This window comes from Streptomyces sp. SID9727, assembly GCF_010550605.1.
Lineage (GTDB): Bacteria > Actinomycetota > Actinomycetes > Streptomycetales > Streptomycetaceae > Streptomyces.
In genome coordinates this window covers 13,530-31,600 of sequence record NZ_JAAGNI010000403.1, presented here as the reverse complement: position 1 = coordinate 31,600, position 18,071 = coordinate 13,530, and the positions used below count along the sequence as shown (strand labels likewise).

Sequence of the window (18,071 nt, the reverse complement as noted above, 5' to 3'; positions counted from 1 at the left end):
GGATTCGAACCTGCGACACCCGCTTTAGGAGTTCGGCCGGGGCTGCCTACGCGCCCTGGCGGACTCGGCCGCGGTTGCCGTCCAGGGCTCTCCAGGTCTGCTGTCGTGCAACGACGTTGATGTCAGGAGTGGATGTCAGCTCGCGGGTTGGGCATCTGCTCATCAGCCGGCCTGCGCGGTCGCGACAAAGCCGCGGCAGCCCGCCGGTCGTTTGCGTGCTTTTGCTCAATCGAGGCACGCAGTTCCTCAGGAGTCGGCCATGGCGCCTGCCGGTGGATCATGCGGTGACAGTTGGCGCAGATGAGAGCGAGATCGCTGAGCTTGGTGCGGCTTTCCCCAGCTACGTGCAGGGGCAGGACGTGATGGCACTCGATGTACCCGGCTCCGCGGTCCCCGTAGACCTTCTCAAAGTCGAAGCCGCAGGCCTCGCAAGCGAGCTGTCCGCCTCGCTGAAGAACAGAAGCGATCTTCTTCTTGCGCAGGCCCCTGTCCCGTTCGCGCGCCCTGTGCCAGCGCATGAGCAACCGCCCCTCAGGCGCGCTGAAGTCGTCGCCGAACTCCTCTTCCTCAGTCGGCACGAAGGACTGCAAGTCGCCGGTCGCGATGCCCTGCCGGATCAGCCTCGCGGCCTCGGTCATCTCCAGCGGCCGGGCAAGGAACTCGTGCAGCACCGCGACGTCCAGTGCGCCGCCGTTGGTGGGCTTCCCCTGGTACTCGGGGTGCCGGGTGGCGATGTCGAACGTCTTACGAGCGACACCGTTGGGGTTGCGGAACTTCTCGTTGCGGTCCGCCTCGGCGTGGATGGGAAGCAGCTGGAGCAGGGCGGACAGCTCCACGACCCGGGCGTCCCCGGCGTCCAGCCCCTTCCAACCGTTCTCCATCACCAGCTGACAGGCAAGGATGATCTCGTCGCGAGCCCAGTCCGGGTTCTTGACGGCTTTGACCTGGAAACCCAGCCGCTTGAGCCAAGCCGCGGCATGATCCTTCCCGCCGCTGAACTCGTCCGGCCTGAGGGCCCGCCCCTGATCCCACTTGTGCGCCACCCCGGCCACGGCCTTGGAGTCGTACTCCTGACCGTCATGAACCAGGACATAGGACCGCGCCTCCCCGAAGCCGTACTTCACCAGGAAGCTGTCACGACCCAACTCGTCATGCTCCGCCAAGACCTTGAGCACGGATTCTCGCGTAATCACTCCTCTTCGCATAGGAGGATCGTAGGGCCGAGCACTGACAGTGTCTCGACGGACCTCACCGCCAATGTTAGCTCCTTGGCCCAATTGGCCCGACAATGGGATAGCCATGCCAGATCCCGAAATCCCCTCTTTGCTGCGACTTCATTCGGATTTTCCGATCGGATCCTTGCCGAAGAATGCGCGAAACTTATCCGGCGTGTCAATTTCCTTCACGCAGCGCTCCACGTACGCCTTCGTGAAAACGTAATTATCGTGAGCCGCATTATAGAGGCAATAGCGATTATCGGTTCGTTCCTTACTCGGGTCACCCGCTGCCGGGCGCACGCCATGGATCTTCCACATCTGCGTGAAATGATGCTGCTGAAATACAAATGGAATGCGTGCGGCAATCGCGGCGCGAGCTTTAGAAGGTGCAAGCGCATCCTTCAAATAAATATCGCGCTGCTTTTCCGTGATGACAACCGTTCCCGTTCTGCTCCGATTGGTCAGATCCTGCCGCTCCTCATCGCTGAGGCTTTCCGCCTTGAGGAAGGTCACTGCCAGATCGGCTTCACTCTTCGACCCTTTGAGGGGAGTCAGTAGCACCCTGTACTCATATCGCTCGCTTTCCTTTACGGCATCAGTCAAATTGGCTTCGAAACGAGTAATATACGACCGCACTTTTGCTGGGAGCTTTTTCCTCAGATCAAGCTGCTGATCTACGCCTTCAGGGGTCAGCGATTGAACGAACACGGGGAACCGAAGCTCGCTGGAAAGGCTATGCTCTCCACCAAATCTAGCGACCACCTCGGCTTCGTAGTTGATCACCAATGCGTGAGCGCGCGCCCCGGTGGCCACGAGCAATGACTTCTGGAAGCGGTGCTCGATTTTATTGCGAATCCCGACGAAGAATTCAATATTTTTGCGAATCGGATCGCCTTCTGCGTACGCCTCTTCCGCGCAGCGCATTAGCTCCCAGGTTTTAACGTCACCATCCTTGGTTTTGAGTGGACGCCCGTCCTTGCCCTTATACGTGAAGTCGATCCCTTGCTTCTCGAATTCGGCATGGAGGAGATTCTGCCAGGCAAGGTGCATGTGAACGACGAAGTCGAGGTAGCTCCCCTTATCGCCTGGCCTGTTGTAGAAGTCGATGGCACTACAAGCCTGCCTGCGAGACTCTTGCAGGGTGTGCCACCAGCGAGGGCGAGGAGGCATTCTGCCCCTCCAATCGTGCCGTACCTGGACGTGGCCAGATTGTAGTACTTGAGCCTTAAAGGGGCACCCGATCTGTCTAAGGACAATTACGAGCAGCTCTACGTCCAGCACTTCGCGCCTTCACCCACCACTCACCCCAGCTCCCATCCCGTCCGCCTTCGGCCCACACACCGTGGAGCGGTCGTGGTTCAGGGCGTCAAGGTGGAGCGCGCCACTGTACGAACGACCTTGACGCCCTGGGCCGCGACTGCTCGGCTCTGCCTGGGTCGAAGGTGGTCGGGATGGGAGCCCCCACGACGCTCGCCACGCTCCGGCCGGCACTCGCGAACGGCGCCCCTGCCATCCCGGAGTCTGAGCGCCCCCGCCGGAGGCATCGTCTTGGAGCCGCGGGCTTGGTTCTCGTCTCATGCCCTCGGGCCCATCCACCGGGCGCGCGTCGGCGGCGGCAGCGCCGAGCGGGCCGAAGGCAGGAGCGCGGGCGCAGCCAGAGCCGGGAAGCGCGCCCGGCGGAGCGGAGCGCAGCCGGGTGCCTTGATGAGGTAGAGAAACCTGTAACAGCTCTCGGTGGCCGGAATCGGCGTCTTGGCGCCTCCGCTGGGGCATGGTGCGGTGGACTCCCGAACTGAGGGGGTAGATAGCCGTGCTGCAACAGGACTTGGTGGGCAATCGGCCGGGAGATGCGATCCGGAGGAAGCTCGCAGAACTGGAGCCCAACCGAGTGAAGAGGCCGTTCGCCCGTTGGTCGCCGGATCGGGAGATACGCAACTGGGCGTTAGGGCTGGTCGGTGAGCGTACGACTGGCCGGCGCCTGAACACTCTCAGACGACAGGGTTGGCGGGTTCTTCACTCCGTCCAGTGGCCCAGCGGGTCGGACATCGATCACCTGGTCATAGGGCCCTCGGGCATCTTTACCATCAACTCGAAGTGCCACAGGGGCAAGGCCGTCTGGTACGGCGATCACGCCATTACGGTCAACCGCGCCCCCACCAAGTACATCGTGGTCAGCGAGCACGAGGCTCGACGCACCTCGCGTGCTCTGTCAGACCACTGCGGGTTCCTTGTGCCTGTCCGCCCGGTCATCGCGATCGTGGGCGCGGCCAGACTCTCCGTGAAGAACGCGGCGCCTCCGGTTCTCGTCATCGATGGCGCCAGGGTGCACACAGTCCTCTCAGGACTCGCACCTGTGCTTCCGCCAGAGCGGGTTGAGCAGATATTCAGCGTTGCCCGCCGAGGCGAAACCTGGGCTGGGCGCTGAGGAGCCGCTACGCGTCAAAGGCGTATTCGAGGATGTATGAAGCGGAGTCAAGGGTCATCTCGTTGACCTCGACGGCACGCCCCTCGTCCGCAAACGCCGTCCGGCAGATCAGCATGACGGGCGTCCCGGTGGAGAGCTTCAATTGTTCCGCCTCGTCCGTCGACGGCATGCGAGACCGAATCTCCTCGCGGAAGTGGACTGGCTTGGAGCCGAGTTCAGTAAGCCGGGCGTAGATGCCGCCAGGCCCTGTGTCCTCCTGGGTGATCGCAGACCCGGCTACCAGGCTCGCCGGCAGGTACGACGTAGCGATGAGCACTGGCTTGTCATCCAGGACGAACCGTCGACTGCGTACGCACACGGGATCACCCTGCTCCACCCCCAGCACGCGCGCCACATGCTCCGGGGCACCCTGCTCGGTGACGCTCACCTGGTCAACGACCAAAGTCCGGTCTTCAGTGTCGACGGCCCAGACGGACCGGCCCTCGCCCCACTGGGACTGAGCCAAGCGCTTGATCCCCTGGCGACGCAGCGGACGAAACGACCGCACGAAGACGCCGGCGCCCTTGCGCGACTCGGCGATGCCTTCGCTCTGCAGAACGCCGAGGGCCTGGCGCGCGGTCATCCGGGCCACGCCGTGGCTGGCCATGAGGTCGTTCTCGCCTGGCAGTCGATCTCCTGGCTGGTACTGCCCGGACTGGATGGCGTCTCGCAGCTCATCGGCGATCCGTTGGTACTTCGGCTGCCGCTTGGCGCCCTCGGTGGACATGAGTGATCTCTTCCTCTCCTCTCTAGACAGCCTAGAGCTTTCTTTCACGAAAGAAACGTACGTCCCACGAGCGGAACGTGCTCGTTACGAACCGATCGCATGCCCTGAGGTGGCACAACAACACATCTCTAGACAGGTGTTGACGTCTCTAGAGATGAGCTGCTTCACTATAGATGTCTAGAGAGGTCGCCGGTTGGCGGTGGCCTCCTGAACAAGGGATGCGCTCATGCCGTCTTTCAAGATCGACGTTTCGACCGCTGTCGTGTTCGTGGCGACGCCTCCGACGCCGAAGCTCGTGAGCAAGCAGACCGGCGAGATCGCGGTGGACCGGGAGACCGGCGCCCAGCTCGCGACGGTGGGTCTGCTGATCTCGGACGAGGGGGAGGGCAACCTCTACCAGGTGACGGTGCCGAGCACGGGTGTCCCGGAGAGCCTGGTCCCCGGCACCCCGGTCACGGTGATCGGCCTCAAGGCCCGCGACTGGGAGAACACCTTCAACGGGCAGACCCGGCACGGGATCAGCTTCCGCGCGGTGGCCATCACGGCGGGTGTCTGACCATGTCGGACCTCTCAACGGTGATCGAGGTGGCGGGGGCCTTATCGGCCGCCGGTGGCCTCGGCTATGCGAAGGTTCGGTCTCCTCGGGTGTTCTGGTCGCTGGTCGGTGCCCCGGTTGCCCGGGTCCGGTTCACGGTGACGTACCGGGCGACGATGGATGTGTGCGGGCTGACGGTTCAGCCGTCCCGCCTGCGGGCGTTCATGGTCCGCAACGTGGCCCGTCAGGAAGTCCAGCCGGTACCCCCGAGGGTCCGCCGGGTCCGCTACTCCTCGACCGGGATGCGAGCGATGCTGCGCCTCCCGGCCGGCCTGGAACCCGCCGACGTATCCGCCGCCTCCGAGCGACTGCGCCACGCCTGGGGCGTCCACTCCGTGCACGTGGTCGAGGTGAAGCCGGGGTTCGTGGAATTGCGGATGACCGGCTACGACGTACTGCGCCGGGTGAAGATGCCCCGCCGCCTGCCCCGTGCCACCACTGCCGGTCCGCTGGTCGTCCCCGTCGCGCTCCGGGAGGACGGCACGGCGTTCGTCCGCGACTACCAGAAGATCCCGCACGCCCTGACGGTCGGGGCGAACCAGTCGGGCAAGTCGATGTATCAGCGCAACCTCATCTCCGGGCTGGCAAGGCTCCCGGTCGGTTTGATTGGGATTGACTGCAAGAGGGGCGTGGAGCAGGGCAGTTATGCGCCTCGGCTCTCCGCCCTGGCGGTGACCCCGGACGAGGCGGACGGGCTGCTAGAAGCCCTCGTGGCAGAGATGGAAGAGCGCTTCGACCTCCTCAGCTCTCACAGTGTCCCGGACATGTGGGGCCTGCCGACCAAGGTGCGACCGGTGCCGCTCGTCGTCCTGGTCGATGAGGTGGCGGAACTCTTCCTCGTCGCCGCGAAGAAGGACGAGGAACGCCGGGACCGGATGGTGATGCGCATGATCCGGCTCGCGCAGATGGCCCGTGCGGTCGGGATCTTCTTGGAGGTCTGCGGGCAGCGATTCGGCTCCGACCTCGGCAAGGGGGCGACCGCCCTCCGTGCCCAGCTCACGGGCCGTGTGGTGCACCGGGTCAACGACAAGCAGACCGCCGAAATGGCCCTGGGCGACATCGCCCCGGAAGCGGTCTTCGCCGCGACCACCATCGCCCCCGACCGCCCCGGTGTCGCGGTGGCCGGGGATGCCTCCGGCGGCTGGTCCCGCATCCGAACCCCCGCCATGACCCCGGCCGACGCGGTCGCGCTCTGCCAGGAGTACGCGCACCTCACCCCGCACCTCGCCGCTCTGGCCCCGTTCCAGCCGGCCGTTCACACCGCCCCGGCGCCGACCGCGCCGCTGCTGAAGCCGGTTCCGGTCACTGAGTAGCACCCCGCTCTTCCCGGTCGGCGTGACCGTCTCACGCCAGGTCCCTACCCCGCCCATGCCCGGAACCGGAAGGAACCCCCGCCATGGCACCTCGACGGACCACCCTCAAGCCCCCGCCCGTGGTCGAGAACGGTGACTGCAAGCCGTGCGGCGGGACCGGCAACGTGCCCACCACGGTTCGCGTCGGCCGCAAGCGCCGCCCAGTCGGACAGCAGGACGGCCTGTGCCTGAACTGCTTCGGCACCGGAACCGACCCCGACGCCTGACCCCCTCTGCTCCGGGTGCCGGGCGGTGACCACCCGCGTCCCGCCCGGCCCCGGCACCACCACAGATTGGAGGTGACCACCATGCCCCGCACCATCCGCCCGGACGCCGTGCTGGTTCAGGCCGTGATCGCCGGTGCCCTGTCCTTCTCCCACCTGCACGACCTGGCCGACGCTGCCGGACAGGACGGCTGGAAAGCCTGGGCCTACCCGATCAGCGTGGACCTGCTCCTGGTCGCCGCCTGGCGCCGGATGCGCACAGCTGCGGACAACGGCCCGGCCTGGGTCTGGTTCGTCATCGCCCTGGCCGCATCCCTCGGCGCGAACATCGCGACCGCCGGAATGCTCGACCTGGACAACGTCCCGCCCTGGCTCCGCATCCTCGTCGCCGGCTGGCCGGCCCTCGCCTTCCTCGGCGGCACGCTCCTCGCCCACACGCACACCGCCACCCCCACCGCTCAACCGGCGGCGACAGAAGCGCCGTTGACCGCCTCGACACCCGAGCCCGTCACGGTCGAGCGCGAGCCCGACCCGGCCCCGGACTCTGCGCCCGAACTCCCGCCTGTCACGGCTCCGACGGCCCCCGAACCTGCACCCGCCCCGGAACCCGTTGCGGCACCGGCGCCTGTCCCGGTGACTGTTCCGCCGGCGTTGCTGGACCACGCGCGGAAGGTCGCTGACACCCACCACGCCACGACCGGCAACCGGATCGACACCGCGACCCTGCGCACCCGCCTCGGCGTCCCCGCACCGCTCGCCGACGCCATCACCGCCCAACTCGCCTAACCCACAACCGGAAGGTTCGCTCAATGCCGCGTCCGAACCGCTTCACCGACGTGATCCGCATCGGCCCCGTGCAGGTCGGCACCCACCACGACGGCCGGGGCCGCACCAAGCACACCGCCGCCTGCACCGCCCCCGGCTGCAACTTCTCCGCCGACTACCTCAACCGCTCCGCCGCCGAACTCGCCGCCCGCACTCACCGCTGCAACCCCTGACGGGAGGAACCGTGTTCACCCCCAAGATCCCGCCCCCGGACACCGCACCCACCACCCCGACGACGCACCTCGCCCGACCGCTCACCGGCATCACCCACACCCCCGCCTGCACCTGCCACCACACCCCCGCCCCGGCCCCGGTCGCTCCGCCCGCTCGGCCGACCGTCCGGCTGACCCCGGGCTCCCTGATCCTCGCCGCCGCCGGCGGGACCGCGATGGTCCTGATCATCGGCACGGTCCTGGTCTCCATGCTCCTGGCCACCGCGATCACCGCCGCCTCGGTCGCGATCTGCGCCGTGGTCCTGCGCTCGCTCCTCAACAACAAGGCCCGGTGATCGGCATGGACCTGCCCATCGTCGCCGCAGCGTTACCCGCCCTCGGGTGGGCTCTGCACGGCAGCCTGCTCACCCACCGCCTGTCCACCGCTCGACGCGATCCGCTCACCGGCCTGCACACCCGAACCGGCTGGACGGCCCGCGCCGAACGCATCGCCACCCGCTCAGCCGACGCCGCCGCCCTGCTCGTGGACCTGGACGACTTCAAGGCCATCAACGACACCTACGGCCACTCGGCCGGCGACGCCGTCATTGCGGCCACCGCCGCACGGCTGACTGGCTGGGTCTCGGGCCATGGGATCGCGGCCCGTCTCGGGGGCGACGAATTCGCCGCCATCATCACCGACCCCGCCCGCACTCCCGGCTTGGCAGCGCTTCGCGAAGCGCTGCACCGCCCCGTCGCCTATGGCGGGCAGACGGTCCCGGTCGGCGCCTCGGTCGGTGTCTGCCACCTCGCCGACCTGCCCGCACGCACCCTCACCGACGCTCTGTCCGCTGCGGACTCGGCCATGTACGCGGTCAAGGGACGCGGCCGACGCAACAACACCCCGCGCGCTCGCTCTTAACGGCCCCCGGGGTGGCCTCAACCGCCAAGTTTCCGCCGCCCCGGGCGCCTCAACGCCTTCCAGATCTAGCTGACCCGAAAGGGAGACACCATCATGCCCCAGCGCACGACGCCCCGGCCGATCTGCGGCCACTGCGACGGCTTCCCCACCGTCGCCATCACCACCGGCACCCGCACCCCGGCCGGCGAGCACCGCACGATCACCGCCGACTGCCCCGCCTGCCACGGCACCGGCCACACCCTCCCCGCCGCCCGCACCCACGCCCGAATCGGGGCGTGACTGTCATGGCCGACCTGACCCCGACCCCGGACCGCCCCGGCCTCCACGTCAGCAAGCCGTCCCCGAACGCCCCGGCCACCGGCTCCGCCGTGTGCCACTGCGGTGCCACCGCGACCGCCACGGGTGATGCCCAGGTTAGGGCCCTGGTGGAGGGCTACACCGCGAACCACGGCCCCGCCCACAACAAGAACGGCGGCAACCGATGAGCACCCCGCTCCGGGCCCTGCGGGTGCTTGACCTGTTCTGCTGCCAGGGCGGCGCCGCTATGGGCTACCACCTCGCGGGCGTCGAGGTCACCGGCATCGACACCGCGCCGCAGCCCCGCTACCCCTTCCGCTTCATCCAGACCGACGCGATCCAGTACGTGCGGGAGCACGGGGCGGAGTTCGACTTCATCCACGCCTCGCCCCCGTGCCAGCGCTACAGCCGCGCCCAGAAGATCCAGCACCGCGACCACCCCGACCCTCATAGCTCCCACCCGCGCCGCACTCGAAACGACCGGCCGCCCGTGGGTCATCGAGAACGTGGAAGAGGCCCGGTCCGAGCTGCGTGACCCGGTGACCTTGTGCGCGGCGGCGTTCGGGATGCGGACCTACCGACACCGCCTCTTCGAGACCGGCGGCGGCTTCGCCTTCACCCCGCCCCCGCACCCCGCCCACCTCGCGCCCGTGACCAAGATGGGCCGCCCTCGCGCCGCCGGGCACTTCGCGCACTACGTCGGCAACTTCTCCGGCGTCGCTGAAGCCCGCAGCGACATGGGCGTGGGATGGATGAACCGGGACGGCATCCGCGAGTGCATCCCCCCGGCCTACACACACTGGATCGGCGCCGCGCTCCTCGCCTCCCGCCTGGAGGTCGCCGCGTGACCCAGTCCGCCACCGCGGCGGGCCTGGACCCGGCCACCCTCACCGACCTGCTGAGGGTGGCCGGGTCTCCCGGCTTCGACCGCCTCACCGAACAGATCCGCCGCACCGGCGGCTGCTCCCAACCCATCCACCTCACCGGCGCCACCAAGACCATCGACCGCGCAACCGGCACCCTGCTCCACCACTACAGCACCGACACCGAGCCCGGGGGACGGTTACGGATCGCCTGCGGCAACCGCCGCGCCTCCCGCTGCCCCGCCTGCGCCTGGACCTACGCCGGCGACACCTACCACCTCATCCGCGCCGGCCTCACCGGCGACCCAGACAAAGGCACCCCCACAACGATCCGCGATCACCCCCGCGTCTTCGCGACGCTGACCGCCCCCTCGTTCGGCCCGGTCCACAACCGGCCCGGAAACCGGCCCTGCCGCTGCGGCACCAGGCACGCTGAGGACGCCCCGGAGTTGGGCACACCCCTCGACCCCGACCGGTACGACTACGCCGGCGCCGTGCTCTGGAACAACCACGCCTCCGACCTCTGGCGCTACTTCACGATCTACCTCCGCCGCGAAATCGCCAAGCGAGCCGGCCTCACGCAGAAAGCCGCCCGCGAACAGTCCAAGGTCTCCTTCGGCAAGGTCGCCGAGTACCAGAAACGCGGAGCCGTCCACTTCCATGCCGTGATCCGCTTCGACGGCCCGGAAGGACCGGACACCCCGCCCCCGGCCTGGGCCACCCTCACCCTGCTGGAAGACGCGATCCGGGCCGCCGCCGCACGCGCCGAAGTCACCATCCCCGCGAACGAGGAAGCCGGCTTCCCAGCGGAATGGGTGCTGCGCTGGGGCACACAGCTCGACGTCCAGCCCATCGGCGCCTTCGGCAACGGCGAGGACTTGACCGAACAGGCCGTGGCCTCCTACGTCGCCAAGTACGCCACCAAAGCCGCCGAGACCACCGGCACCGTCGATCACCGGATCGGCAACAAGGAAGCGCTGATCCTCCTCGACGTGCCCGAGCACCCCCGCCGGCTGATCGAAGCATGCCTCGACCTGCACCACGCCTACCCGGACCGCAAGCTCCGCGACTGGGCCCACATGCTCGGCTTCCGCGGCCACTTCTCCACCAAATCCCGCGCCTACTCCACCACCCTCGGCGCCCTCCGCCAGACCCGCGCCGACTACCGCGCCGCCGAACAACGCGCCGCCCTCGGCCTCCCCGACCCCGACGACCACCCCGAAGCCACCACGCTCACCCTCGCCCACTGGGCCTACGCCGGCCACGGCCACACCCCCGGCGAATCCTGGCTCGCCGCCAACATCCACCGCGACATCCAACACAACCGCGAAACCGCCCGCGAACACCGCGCCGAACTCATGGACCAACTCGCCCTGGAAGGAACCGACACATGACCACCACCACCGCCGAACTCCTCACCGTGCCCCAGGTCATGGCGCGGCTCAAGCTCGGACGCTCCACCGTCTACGACCTGATCCGCTCCCGTCGGCTGGTCTCCATCACCATCGGCCGTTCCCGCCGCATCCCCGCCGACGCCGTACGGGACTTCATCGTCAACGAGATCGAGGAAGCCGCCTGATGCCTCCCCAGCGCAAGCGCAATCCCAACGGCGCCGGCACCATCACCAAGCGCAAGGACGGCCGCTATCAAGCCGCGGTCTACGTCCTCCAGCCGGACGGCACCCGCGCCCGCAAGTTCGCCTACGGCAAGACCTGGGCCGAGTGCGACACCAAGCGCCGTGATCTGCTCGCCAAGGTGGACCAAGGCGTCCCCGTGCCCACGCGGTCGGCCAAGCTCTCCGAGTGGCTGCCCTACTGGCTCGACAACGTCGTGAAGCCTCGGCGCAAGCTCAGTACGTACGACAAGTACGAAGCACACGTGCGGCTGTACCTGGTGCCCATGGTCGGAGGGAAGCGGCTGGAGTCGTTTGGTGTTGCTGACGTCCGGCGCCTTCTTGTTCAGCTAGAGAAGAGGACCACTGCTGCTACGGCCAAGGAATCTCACCGGGTACTCCGCACGGCCCTCACCGCGGCCTGTCGGGAAGAGCTGATCACTCGGAACGTAGCGAGCCTCGTTGAACCGCCACGGGCGAAGTCGCGAGAGCTGAGCCCATGGTCCCTGAATGAGACCCTGACGTTCCTGGCTGCTGCTCGTAAAGATCCGCTCTACGCGGCGTTCGTTCTCGCGATCACCATGGGCCTGCGGCGTGGGGAACTGATCGGGCTGCGTTGGACGGACGTGGACCTGGATAACCGAGTCCTCTATGTCCGCCAGCAGACCCAAAGGCGACGCGGCGTCCTCTATGACGATGACCCCAAGGGGCGACGCCGACGGGCTGTGCCGCTGCCGGCCATGTGCATCGCGCCCCTCCGCTGGCACAGGATGCGACAGGTCGATGCCAAGGTGCGCGCGGGGGAGTCGTGGCAGGAAAGCGGGCATGTCTTCGTTACTCGGACCGGTCGCCCGGTGGAGCCGCGGAACGTCTACCGCTCCTTCACCCGCGTTGCTGAAGCCGCCGGCCTGCGGGTGATCCGTCTGCACGATGCTCGGCACGGCTGCGCCACGATCCTTACAGCGGCCGGCGTGGCTCCTCGTGTCGTGATGGAGATCCTTGGTCACAGCCAGATCAGCATCACGATGGACGTCTATACGCACGTCGTGCAGGACACGCAGCGGGAGGCGATCAGCCACATGGACCGGCTGCTCAGGAGGCGGCCCGACCGTGAGTGACCGCCGCCGTTGATGTCAGTAGTAGATGTCAAAGGCCACCTAGGAACGTTCCTAGGTGGCCTCTTCCCTTGTGCCCCCGGCAGGATTCGAACCTGCGACACCCGCTTTAGGAGAGCGGTGCTCTATCCCCTGAGCTACGAAGGCGGGGATCTGTCGGAAAACGTGACTGAAACCCTCCCTGAAGGGGACGGATCCAGACTGTCGGCTCCCCGGCAGCTCCATGGTGGGCAGGCGCGGAGGCCTGCGTCACCGCGGACAGTGTAGCGGGTGGCGGTTCTGGGGGCGGCAACCCCTGACAGGCAGGCGGAGCCATCGTCGGGAGGCGGGTGGCGTGGGTGTCGGCGTGGGCGTGGTCCTAGACCGTCAGGTTGAGAGCCGCTGCGGATCCGAGCGGGCCCCGATATCTCCATCTGAGCAAGGTGCGGCGGAGGGGAAAGGGGGACCCTGTGATCTGCCGGCGGCTCGTGGCCGCCTTGCGGTGCTGTCACGTATGCCCCGGCCCACCCACCGCGGGGGATCGGTTCCTGGGTGGGCCGGGGCTACTCGCCTCGTTCACTGGATGGGAAGTCGAATTCCGGTCCAGAGAGCGAGAGTTCATGTGAAATCTGACGGTATCTCCGTCGATGTGGTCGAGGTCTGACCGGAGTTGGCCGGAGCCGCGGCGGACGTTCCCTTGTGGCGCGAGGGCCACCACACTCGGTCGCCGAGCAGGAGCACCAGTGCGGGGACCTGGAACGAGCGGACCAGGAGCGTGTCGACGAGAACGCCGATTCCGACAGCGATGCCGACCTCCGCGACCGTCACGTCGGGGAGTTGGGCCAGAGCCGAGAACGTCCCGGCGAGGACGAGACCCGCTGCTGTGATGACTCCGCCCGTGGCCGTCAGGCCCTTGAGGACGGCGGTTCTGGTGGTGCCGTGGGCGCGTTCTTCCCTGATGCGTTCCATCAGGAAGATGTTGTAGTCGACGCCGAGGGCCACAAGGAACACGAAGATGTAGATGAACATGTCGCCGGCGACGCCGCCGAAGTCGAAGACGTGGTCGAAGACCAGGGCCGACAGGCCCAGCGACCCGGCGAAGGAGAGGACGACCGTTGCCATGAGCATCAGCGGGGCCACGATCGAGCGGAGCAACAGGCCCAGAATGATCGTCACGGCGTCCAGCACAAGGGGGACGATGCGCTTGGTGTCCTCGAGCGCGGCGTCCTGGTAGTCGGTCTGTACCGCAGGGGTGCCACCGACGAGGATGTCGCCGTTCTGCTGACGGAGCTCGGTGCGCAGGGCCTTGATCGTGCTGCGGGCCTCGTCGCCGTAAGGGTCCATGGACAGTTCGACGGAGAGAGTGCGGCGGCCCTGGAGCGGGTCGTCGGGGGCCGCGGCGGCCACGCCGTCGACCGCCTTCGCCGTCGTGACGGCCCGCTGCACGTCAGTGCTGTCCGCGCTGGTTGGCAGGACGACGGTCAGTGGAGCGGACACACCAGAGGGGAAGTGGTCCTGCAGGACACGCTGACCGGTGACCGACTCGCTGTTCGGCGGCACCTTGTCCAGCGGGTCGGCGCTGCTGGACAGGCTGGTGAGACCGGTGGCCGCTCCGGCGAGGAGCAGAGTGACGGCGATGGCGGCGAAGTGCGGGAGCCGGCCGACGAAGGCGGCGATGCCGCGCCAGACGCGGTGGTCGCTCGCCCCCTGCTCCCGGCCGGGGCGCGGAGCGCGCGGCCACAGCAGCCAGCGTCCGCAGCACACCAGCAGCGCCGGAAGCACCGTCAGCATCGCGGCCAGGGCGACGACGACGCCGGAGGCGGCAATGGGCCCCAGGCCCCGCAGCCCGGCCAGGTCCGCGATCATCAGGCACAGCAGACCGGCGGTGACCGTGCCCGCGCTGGCCACGAGCGCGGGGGTGGTACGCCGCAGGGCCTCGGCGATCGCCTCGTGCTTGTCCTCGTAGCGGGCGAGTTCCTCGCGATACCGGTTGAGGAGGAGCAGGGCATAGTCCGTCGCCGCACCGAAGACGAGGACGATGAGGATCGCCGAGGAGATGTCCGTCACGGACAGGCCGGCCTTCGCCAGACCGTACGCCGCTCCGCGGGCCACCTGCACCGCGAGGACCGAGCCGATCAAGGGGATCAGCCACAACACCGGACTGCGGTACGTGAGCAGCAGCAGGATCGCCACGATCACCATGCTGGTGAGCATGAGCGCGGCGTCCACGTCTCCGCCGTCGTTGTCGACATCGATGGCGGCCTCACCGGCCACGTGCACGTCGAGCCCCGGTCGATGCGCCTCCGCGAGCGCCGACTCGATGTTCTCGCGCAGGCCGGCGACCGCGTCGGCGACGATGTCGTCGTCCTCGTGGACGGGCTGGATGTCCACAGTGAACAGGGCGGCCTTCCCGTCCTCGGACACCTGAACGTCGCTGGGTCTGCCGACCCCGGCCGGCCCTGAGGCCGTGGCGTCGGTGCGGACGCCGCGGGCGGCCCGGACATCGGCGTCATCCAGGGAACCGCTGCCGCGGGAGAAGACGATCACGGCCGTCTCCGCGCCTGGCCGGTCCGGATCGGGCTCGGCGAGCTGGGCTACCTTGCTGGAGTCGAGGCCGCGGGGGAGGTAGGCGGCGGCGTCGTTGCGCTCCACGTCGCCGAGCTTGTCGGCGAGGGGGGTCGCGACGACCGCCAGGATGATCCACAGCAGCAGCACGGGCCACTTGGCGCGCCGCACGACGGTGCCGAGGCGTGTACGGGCGGACGTGGGCGGCAAGGGCTCGATGCGCGGGGGAGTCTCGGTTGACGTGTAACGCATGCTCCTAATGTCAGCGCACGGGCCCTGTGCAGGGCGTCACCTATCGGAATGCTCTTGGCGAGCTGCGATCTAGCTCGGAGGGACCACGGTCTCGGCGTCAGCCGCCCCGAGCGCTCACTCGCAGGAGTGATGCCAAGGCAGATCAGGCCCCCTACCATCTTCCCGGTGAGCACGATTCGCCTGCCCGCGACTGGGCTCGTCGAGTTTCTGATCATCGTGGGCGCGACGGTCCCGGCCCTCATCGACCAAAGCTCCACCGACTCCTCACCCACGGCATGGTGGGCGCTGTCCGCGTACACCGTCGTCGCCGCGGGGGCCCTTGCCCTGCGCCGGATGCGACCACTGCTCGCCTTCGCGACCATGTTGGTCACGCTGGCCGTCGCGGAGATCTCGTGTGCCTCGCAAGAGGTCCAGATGAGCAACCTCGCCGTGCTGTCGCTGGCCTTTGCCGTCTACGCGATCGGCGCGTACTGCACGGTGCGCATCGCAGTGACCACGCTGGTCGGCGGAGCCGCGGTGGTGTGCATCGGACTGGTCGTCAACCATGCGACCGCGCCGACGGACTGGCGCGGTGGATCGGACGTCTTCGCGACCATCGCTCCCCTGCCGGTGGCCTGGGCCCTGGGCGTGGTGTCCCAGAGCCACCAGCAGGCATTGCTGGCGGCTCAGCAACGGGCCGCCGACAGCGCACGGGAGCGGACCCACCTGGCCGAGCAGGTGGTGGCGGCGGAGCGGGGACGCATCGCGCGCGACATGCACGATGTCGTGGCGCACTCGCTCACGCTGCTCGTGGTGCACGCCGAGACGATCCGGGCCCGCTCCGGTGATCTGCCGCCGTGGGCCCGCGAGCAGATCGACGCCCTGGCGGTGGCTGGGCGCCAAGCCACCGTGGAGATGCGTGAACTGCTGGGCGTGCTGCGGAACGGAACAGCGGAAGAGGCACCGCGCACGCCCGCACCGACCCTCGCGGACGCGCCCTCATTGGTCGAGGCGGCGCAGGTGGCAGGCAACGCCGTGGAGCTACGCACTCATGGGGATCTCGCGGCGTTGCCCAAACCGGTCCAACTGACCGGGTACCGCGTTCTGCAGGAGTCGCTTGCCAACGCCCGCCGCCACGCGCCTGGTGCACGGGTTGCTATCGACCTGACGGCGGACAGCAGCCGTCTCGATGTCGAAGTGGCGTCAGGACCGCCTCCGCGCCCCGGCGCCTTGATGCCCGGCGAGGGCATCGGTCTGATCGGCCTGAAGGAGCGGGTGGCGGCGCTGGGCGGGACCTTCTCCGCGAGGGACGTGCAAGGCGGCTTCCGTGTGGTGGCGTCCATTCCCATCTCCCGTCCTGCGACGGAAAGACGGGGTGCACAGTGACTGACGAGCCGGGCACCATCACGGTCGTGATCGCGGACGACGAGCGGGTCGTACGGGACGGCCTGCGCATGATCATCGAGACGCAGAGAGACATGTCGGTCGTCGGGACCGCCGGTGATGGCGAGCAAGCTCTGCGCCTGGCCCTCGCACTGCGCCCGGACGTCCTGCTGCTGGATGTGCGGATGCCGGGGCGGGGCGGTCTGTGGACCCTGACTGAGCTGTCCCGACGAGGTGCCACCGAAGCCGGGACGACCAACACGCTGATGCTGACCACCTTCGACATGGACGAGTACGTGGACGAGGCGCTCGCACGAGGAGCGAGTGGGTTTCTGCTCAAGAGCGCGTCGTATGAGGAGCTGGTCGGGGCAGTGCGGGCGGCGGCGAGGGGGGAGGGAGCGCTCAGCCCGCGTGTGGCCCGCCGCATTATCGACGGTTATGTCGCAGACCAGCTCGGCCAGAGCGACAACGGCGCTGAACGACAGCGGCTCAACGGCCTGACCCCCCGGGAGCTGGAAATCCTCCATCTGCTCGGGAAGGGGTTCAACAACGCTGAGATCGCCCGTCAGTTGGTCGTCTCCGAGCACACGGTGAAGTCGCACGTCAGCCGACTGCTCGCGAAGACGGGGTGCCGCGACCGCGGGCAGGCCGCCGTGCTCGCGCGGCAGACACTGCCCGATCCCCGGGGGCGTGAGTGAGGGAGTCCTCGTGTCAGATGTCGCGAATACTGCGGGCCAGGGCTGCCGCCTGGCCCCTGTCCCGGCATCCGGTTTTGGCCAGCAGCCGGCTGACGTGCGACTTCACCGTGTGCTCGGAGATTCCGAGACGGCCCGCGATTTCCTGGTTGCTGTACCCGTCGCCCAACAGGGTCAGGACGTCGCGCTCGCGCGAGGTCAGGTCCGCGATCCTCCTGGCGTCGTCAGGGCTGACCGCCGGGCTGCGCCGACCGGCCACGTACCCCTCGATCACTCGACGCGCCACGCTCGGGCTCAGCGAGCCCTCGCCCCGGGCAGTGGCCCGGACGCCGGCGATCAGTTCCTCGTACGAACTGCTCTTGAGCATGAACCCCATGGCGCCGGCGCCCAGCGCCTCGTCCACGAATTCGTCCATGCCGAAGGTGGTCAGCATCAGTACGTGGGTGCCGCCGTTCCCGAGGAGTCGCCTACGGGTCAGTTCCTCCAGAACCCATATCCCGTCGCCGGACGGCATGCGGACGTCGAGCAGGAGCACCTGGGGGCGCATGGTCTCGCAGATGCGAATGGCCTCATGGCCGCTCCCGGCCCCCTCGATCACGGCCAAGTCGTCCTGTGTCTCCAGAATCAGCCGGATCCCCTCGCGGACGACAGGCTCGTCATCCGCGATGACCACCGTGATCCGCCCGCTGCCCGACGCCGTGGCGTCACTCGGGCCCACGCTGCCGTCGGGTCTCATCCATGCCACCTCAGTATCACGGGCCAACGCTATGCCGTTCCTGGGAAGTTGAGGGCGGGTTCCGCTCAACACACAGGGTTCCCGCGTTGGCTGGAGGACCGGCGACTGGATCACTCC

Annotated in this window: 20 protein-coding genes, 1 tRNA gene and 1 pseudogene; 16 read left to right on the top strand and 6 right to left on the bottom strand. The window is 68.0% G+C overall.

The features are described from left to right. Positions 1 to 122: 122 nt before the first annotated feature. Together G3I41_RS28400 and G3I41_RS28395 are read right to left on the bottom strand one after the other, a co-directional pair. Entirely contained in the window at positions 123 to 1,205 is a 1,083-nt protein-coding gene (locus tag G3I41_RS28400; protein ID WP_203601772.1) for an HNH endonuclease, read from the bottom strand. A 129-nt stretch (positions 1,206 to 1,334) separates the two neighbouring features. Further along, complete coding sequence (locus G3I41_RS28395) at positions 1,335 to 2,387, bottom strand: DUF3644 domain-containing protein (protein WP_343242242.1); 1,053 nt, start codon at positions 2,385 to 2,387, stop codon at positions 1,335 to 1,337. 640 nt (positions 2,388 to 3,027) lie between these two features. Between G3I41_RS28395 and G3I41_RS28390 the strand changes: the two genes are divergently transcribed. After that, positions 3,028 to 3,642, top strand: a complete 615-nt coding sequence (locus G3I41_RS28390) for a nuclease-related domain-containing protein (protein WP_343242241.1) — start codon at positions 3,028 to 3,030, stop codon at positions 3,640 to 3,642. 7 nt (positions 3,643 to 3,649) lie between these two features. Here G3I41_RS28390 and G3I41_RS28385 read toward each other — a convergent pair whose 3' ends face one another. After that, the gene (locus G3I41_RS28385; RefSeq protein WP_164403233.1) at positions 3,650 to 4,408 is read right to left on the bottom strand and encodes a GntR family transcriptional regulator; all 759 of its coding nucleotides are present in this window, start codon (positions 4,406 to 4,408) and stop codon (positions 3,650 to 3,652) included. 226 nt (positions 4,409 to 4,634) lie between these two features. Between G3I41_RS28385 and G3I41_RS28380 the strand changes: the two genes are divergently transcribed. The 13 genes and pseudogenes from G3I41_RS28380 (at position 4,635) to G3I41_RS28320 (ending at position 12,368) form a co-directional block, all read left to right on the top strand. Further along, a complete protein-coding gene (locus tag G3I41_RS28380) occupies positions 4,635 to 4,964 on the top strand; it encodes a hypothetical protein (RefSeq protein ID WP_164403232.1) in 330 nt (109 codons plus the stop codon). Between the two features lie 2 nt (positions 4,965 to 4,966). Then, positions 4,967 to 6,316, top strand: a complete 1,350-nt coding sequence (locus G3I41_RS28375) for an FtsK/SpoIIIE domain-containing protein (protein ID WP_164403231.1) — start codon at positions 4,967 to 4,969, stop codon at positions 6,314 to 6,316. Positions 6,317 to 6,399: 83 nt separating this feature from the next. Beyond that, complete coding sequence (locus tag G3I41_RS28370; protein WP_164403230.1) at positions 6,400 to 6,582, top strand: hypothetical protein; 183 nt, start codon at positions 6,400 to 6,402, stop codon at positions 6,580 to 6,582. A gap of 81 nt (positions 6,583 to 6,663) precedes the next feature. After that, a complete protein-coding gene (locus tag G3I41_RS28365) occupies positions 6,664 to 7,365 on the top strand; it encodes a DUF2637 domain-containing protein (RefSeq protein WP_164403229.1) in 702 nt (233 codons plus the stop codon). Positions 7,366 to 7,388: 23 nt separating this feature from the next. Next, positions 7,389 to 7,577, top strand: a complete 189-nt coding sequence (locus G3I41_RS28360) for a mobile element transfer protein (protein ID WP_164403228.1) — start codon at positions 7,389 to 7,391, stop codon at positions 7,575 to 7,577. A gap of 11 nt (positions 7,578 to 7,588) precedes the next feature. Next, positions 7,589 to 7,912: a SpdD protein gene (locus tag G3I41_RS28355; RefSeq protein ID WP_164403227.1), complete on the top strand. Its 324-nt coding sequence runs from the start codon at positions 7,589 to 7,591 to the stop codon at positions 7,910 to 7,912. A gap of 5 nt (positions 7,913 to 7,917) precedes the next feature. Further along, positions 7,918 to 8,478 carry a GGDEF domain-containing protein gene (locus tag G3I41_RS28350; protein ID WP_164403226.1) on the top strand — a complete coding sequence of 187 codons (561 nt, stop codon included), beginning with the start codon at positions 7,918 to 7,920 and terminating at the stop codon, positions 8,476 to 8,478. Positions 8,479 to 8,571: 93 nt separating this feature from the next. Next, positions 8,572 to 8,757, top strand: coding sequence for a hypothetical protein (locus G3I41_RS28345; protein WP_164403225.1), 186 nt, complete (start codon positions 8,572 to 8,574; stop codon positions 8,755 to 8,757). Between the two features lie 5 nt (positions 8,758 to 8,762). Next, positions 8,763 to 8,963 (top strand): hypothetical protein, encoded by a 201-nt coding sequence (locus G3I41_RS37145; protein ID WP_164403224.1) that lies wholly within the window; start codon positions 8,763 to 8,765, stop codon positions 8,961 to 8,963. Then, positions 8,960 to 9,623 (top strand): annotated as a pseudogene (locus tag G3I41_RS28335) (DNA cytosine methyltransferase). The gene G3I41_RS37145 and the pseudogene G3I41_RS28335 overlap by 4 nt, the downstream one beginning before the upstream one ends. After that, complete coding sequence (repSA, locus tag G3I41_RS28330) at positions 9,620 to 11,032, top strand: replication initiator protein RepSA (RefSeq protein ID WP_164403223.1); 1,413 nt, start codon at positions 9,620 to 9,622, stop codon at positions 11,030 to 11,032. The pseudogene G3I41_RS28335 and the gene repSA overlap by 4 nt, the downstream one beginning before the upstream one ends. Next, on the top strand, positions 11,029 to 11,217 hold the full coding sequence (locus tag G3I41_RS28325) for a helix-turn-helix domain-containing protein (RefSeq protein WP_164403222.1): 189 nt from the start codon (positions 11,029 to 11,031) through the stop codon (positions 11,215 to 11,217). Before repSA ends, G3I41_RS28325 begins: the two co-directional genes overlap by 4 nt. Next, positions 11,217 to 12,368, top strand: a complete 1,152-nt coding sequence (locus G3I41_RS28320; protein ID WP_164403221.1) for a site-specific integrase — start codon at positions 11,217 to 11,219, stop codon at positions 12,366 to 12,368. The genes G3I41_RS28325 and G3I41_RS28320 overlap by 1 nt, the downstream gene beginning before the upstream one ends. Positions 12,369 to 12,439: 71 nt before the next feature. Here G3I41_RS28320 and G3I41_RS28315 read toward each other — a convergent pair. Together G3I41_RS28315 and G3I41_RS28310 are read right to left on the bottom strand one after the other, a co-directional pair. Beyond that, a tRNA-Arg gene (locus G3I41_RS28315) sits at positions 12,440 to 12,512 on the bottom strand. Positions 12,513 to 12,962: 450 nt separating this feature from the next. Further along, a complete protein-coding gene (locus G3I41_RS28310; protein ID WP_164403220.1) occupies positions 12,963 to 15,161 on the bottom strand; it encodes an MMPL family transporter in 2,199 nt (732 codons plus the stop codon). A 165-nt stretch (positions 15,162 to 15,326) separates the two neighbouring features. On the opposite strand from G3I41_RS28310, the gene G3I41_RS37545 reads away from it, so the two are divergent. After that, positions 15,327 to 16,526 (top strand): histidine kinase, encoded by a 1,200-nt coding sequence (locus tag G3I41_RS37545; protein ID WP_164403219.1) that lies wholly within the window; start codon positions 15,327 to 15,329, stop codon positions 16,524 to 16,526. Positions 16,527 to 16,552: 26 nt separating this feature from the next. Further along, entirely contained in the window at positions 16,553 to 17,221 is a 669-nt protein-coding gene (locus G3I41_RS28300; protein WP_343242240.1) for a response regulator transcription factor, read from the top strand. A gap of 13 nt (positions 17,222 to 17,234) precedes the next feature. On the opposite strand, the gene G3I41_RS28295 is transcribed toward G3I41_RS28300, so the two are convergent. Then, complete coding sequence (locus G3I41_RS28295) at positions 17,235 to 17,954, bottom strand: response regulator transcription factor (protein ID WP_164403218.1); 720 nt, start codon at positions 17,952 to 17,954, stop codon at positions 17,235 to 17,237. Positions 17,955 to 18,071 lie beyond the last annotated feature (117 nt).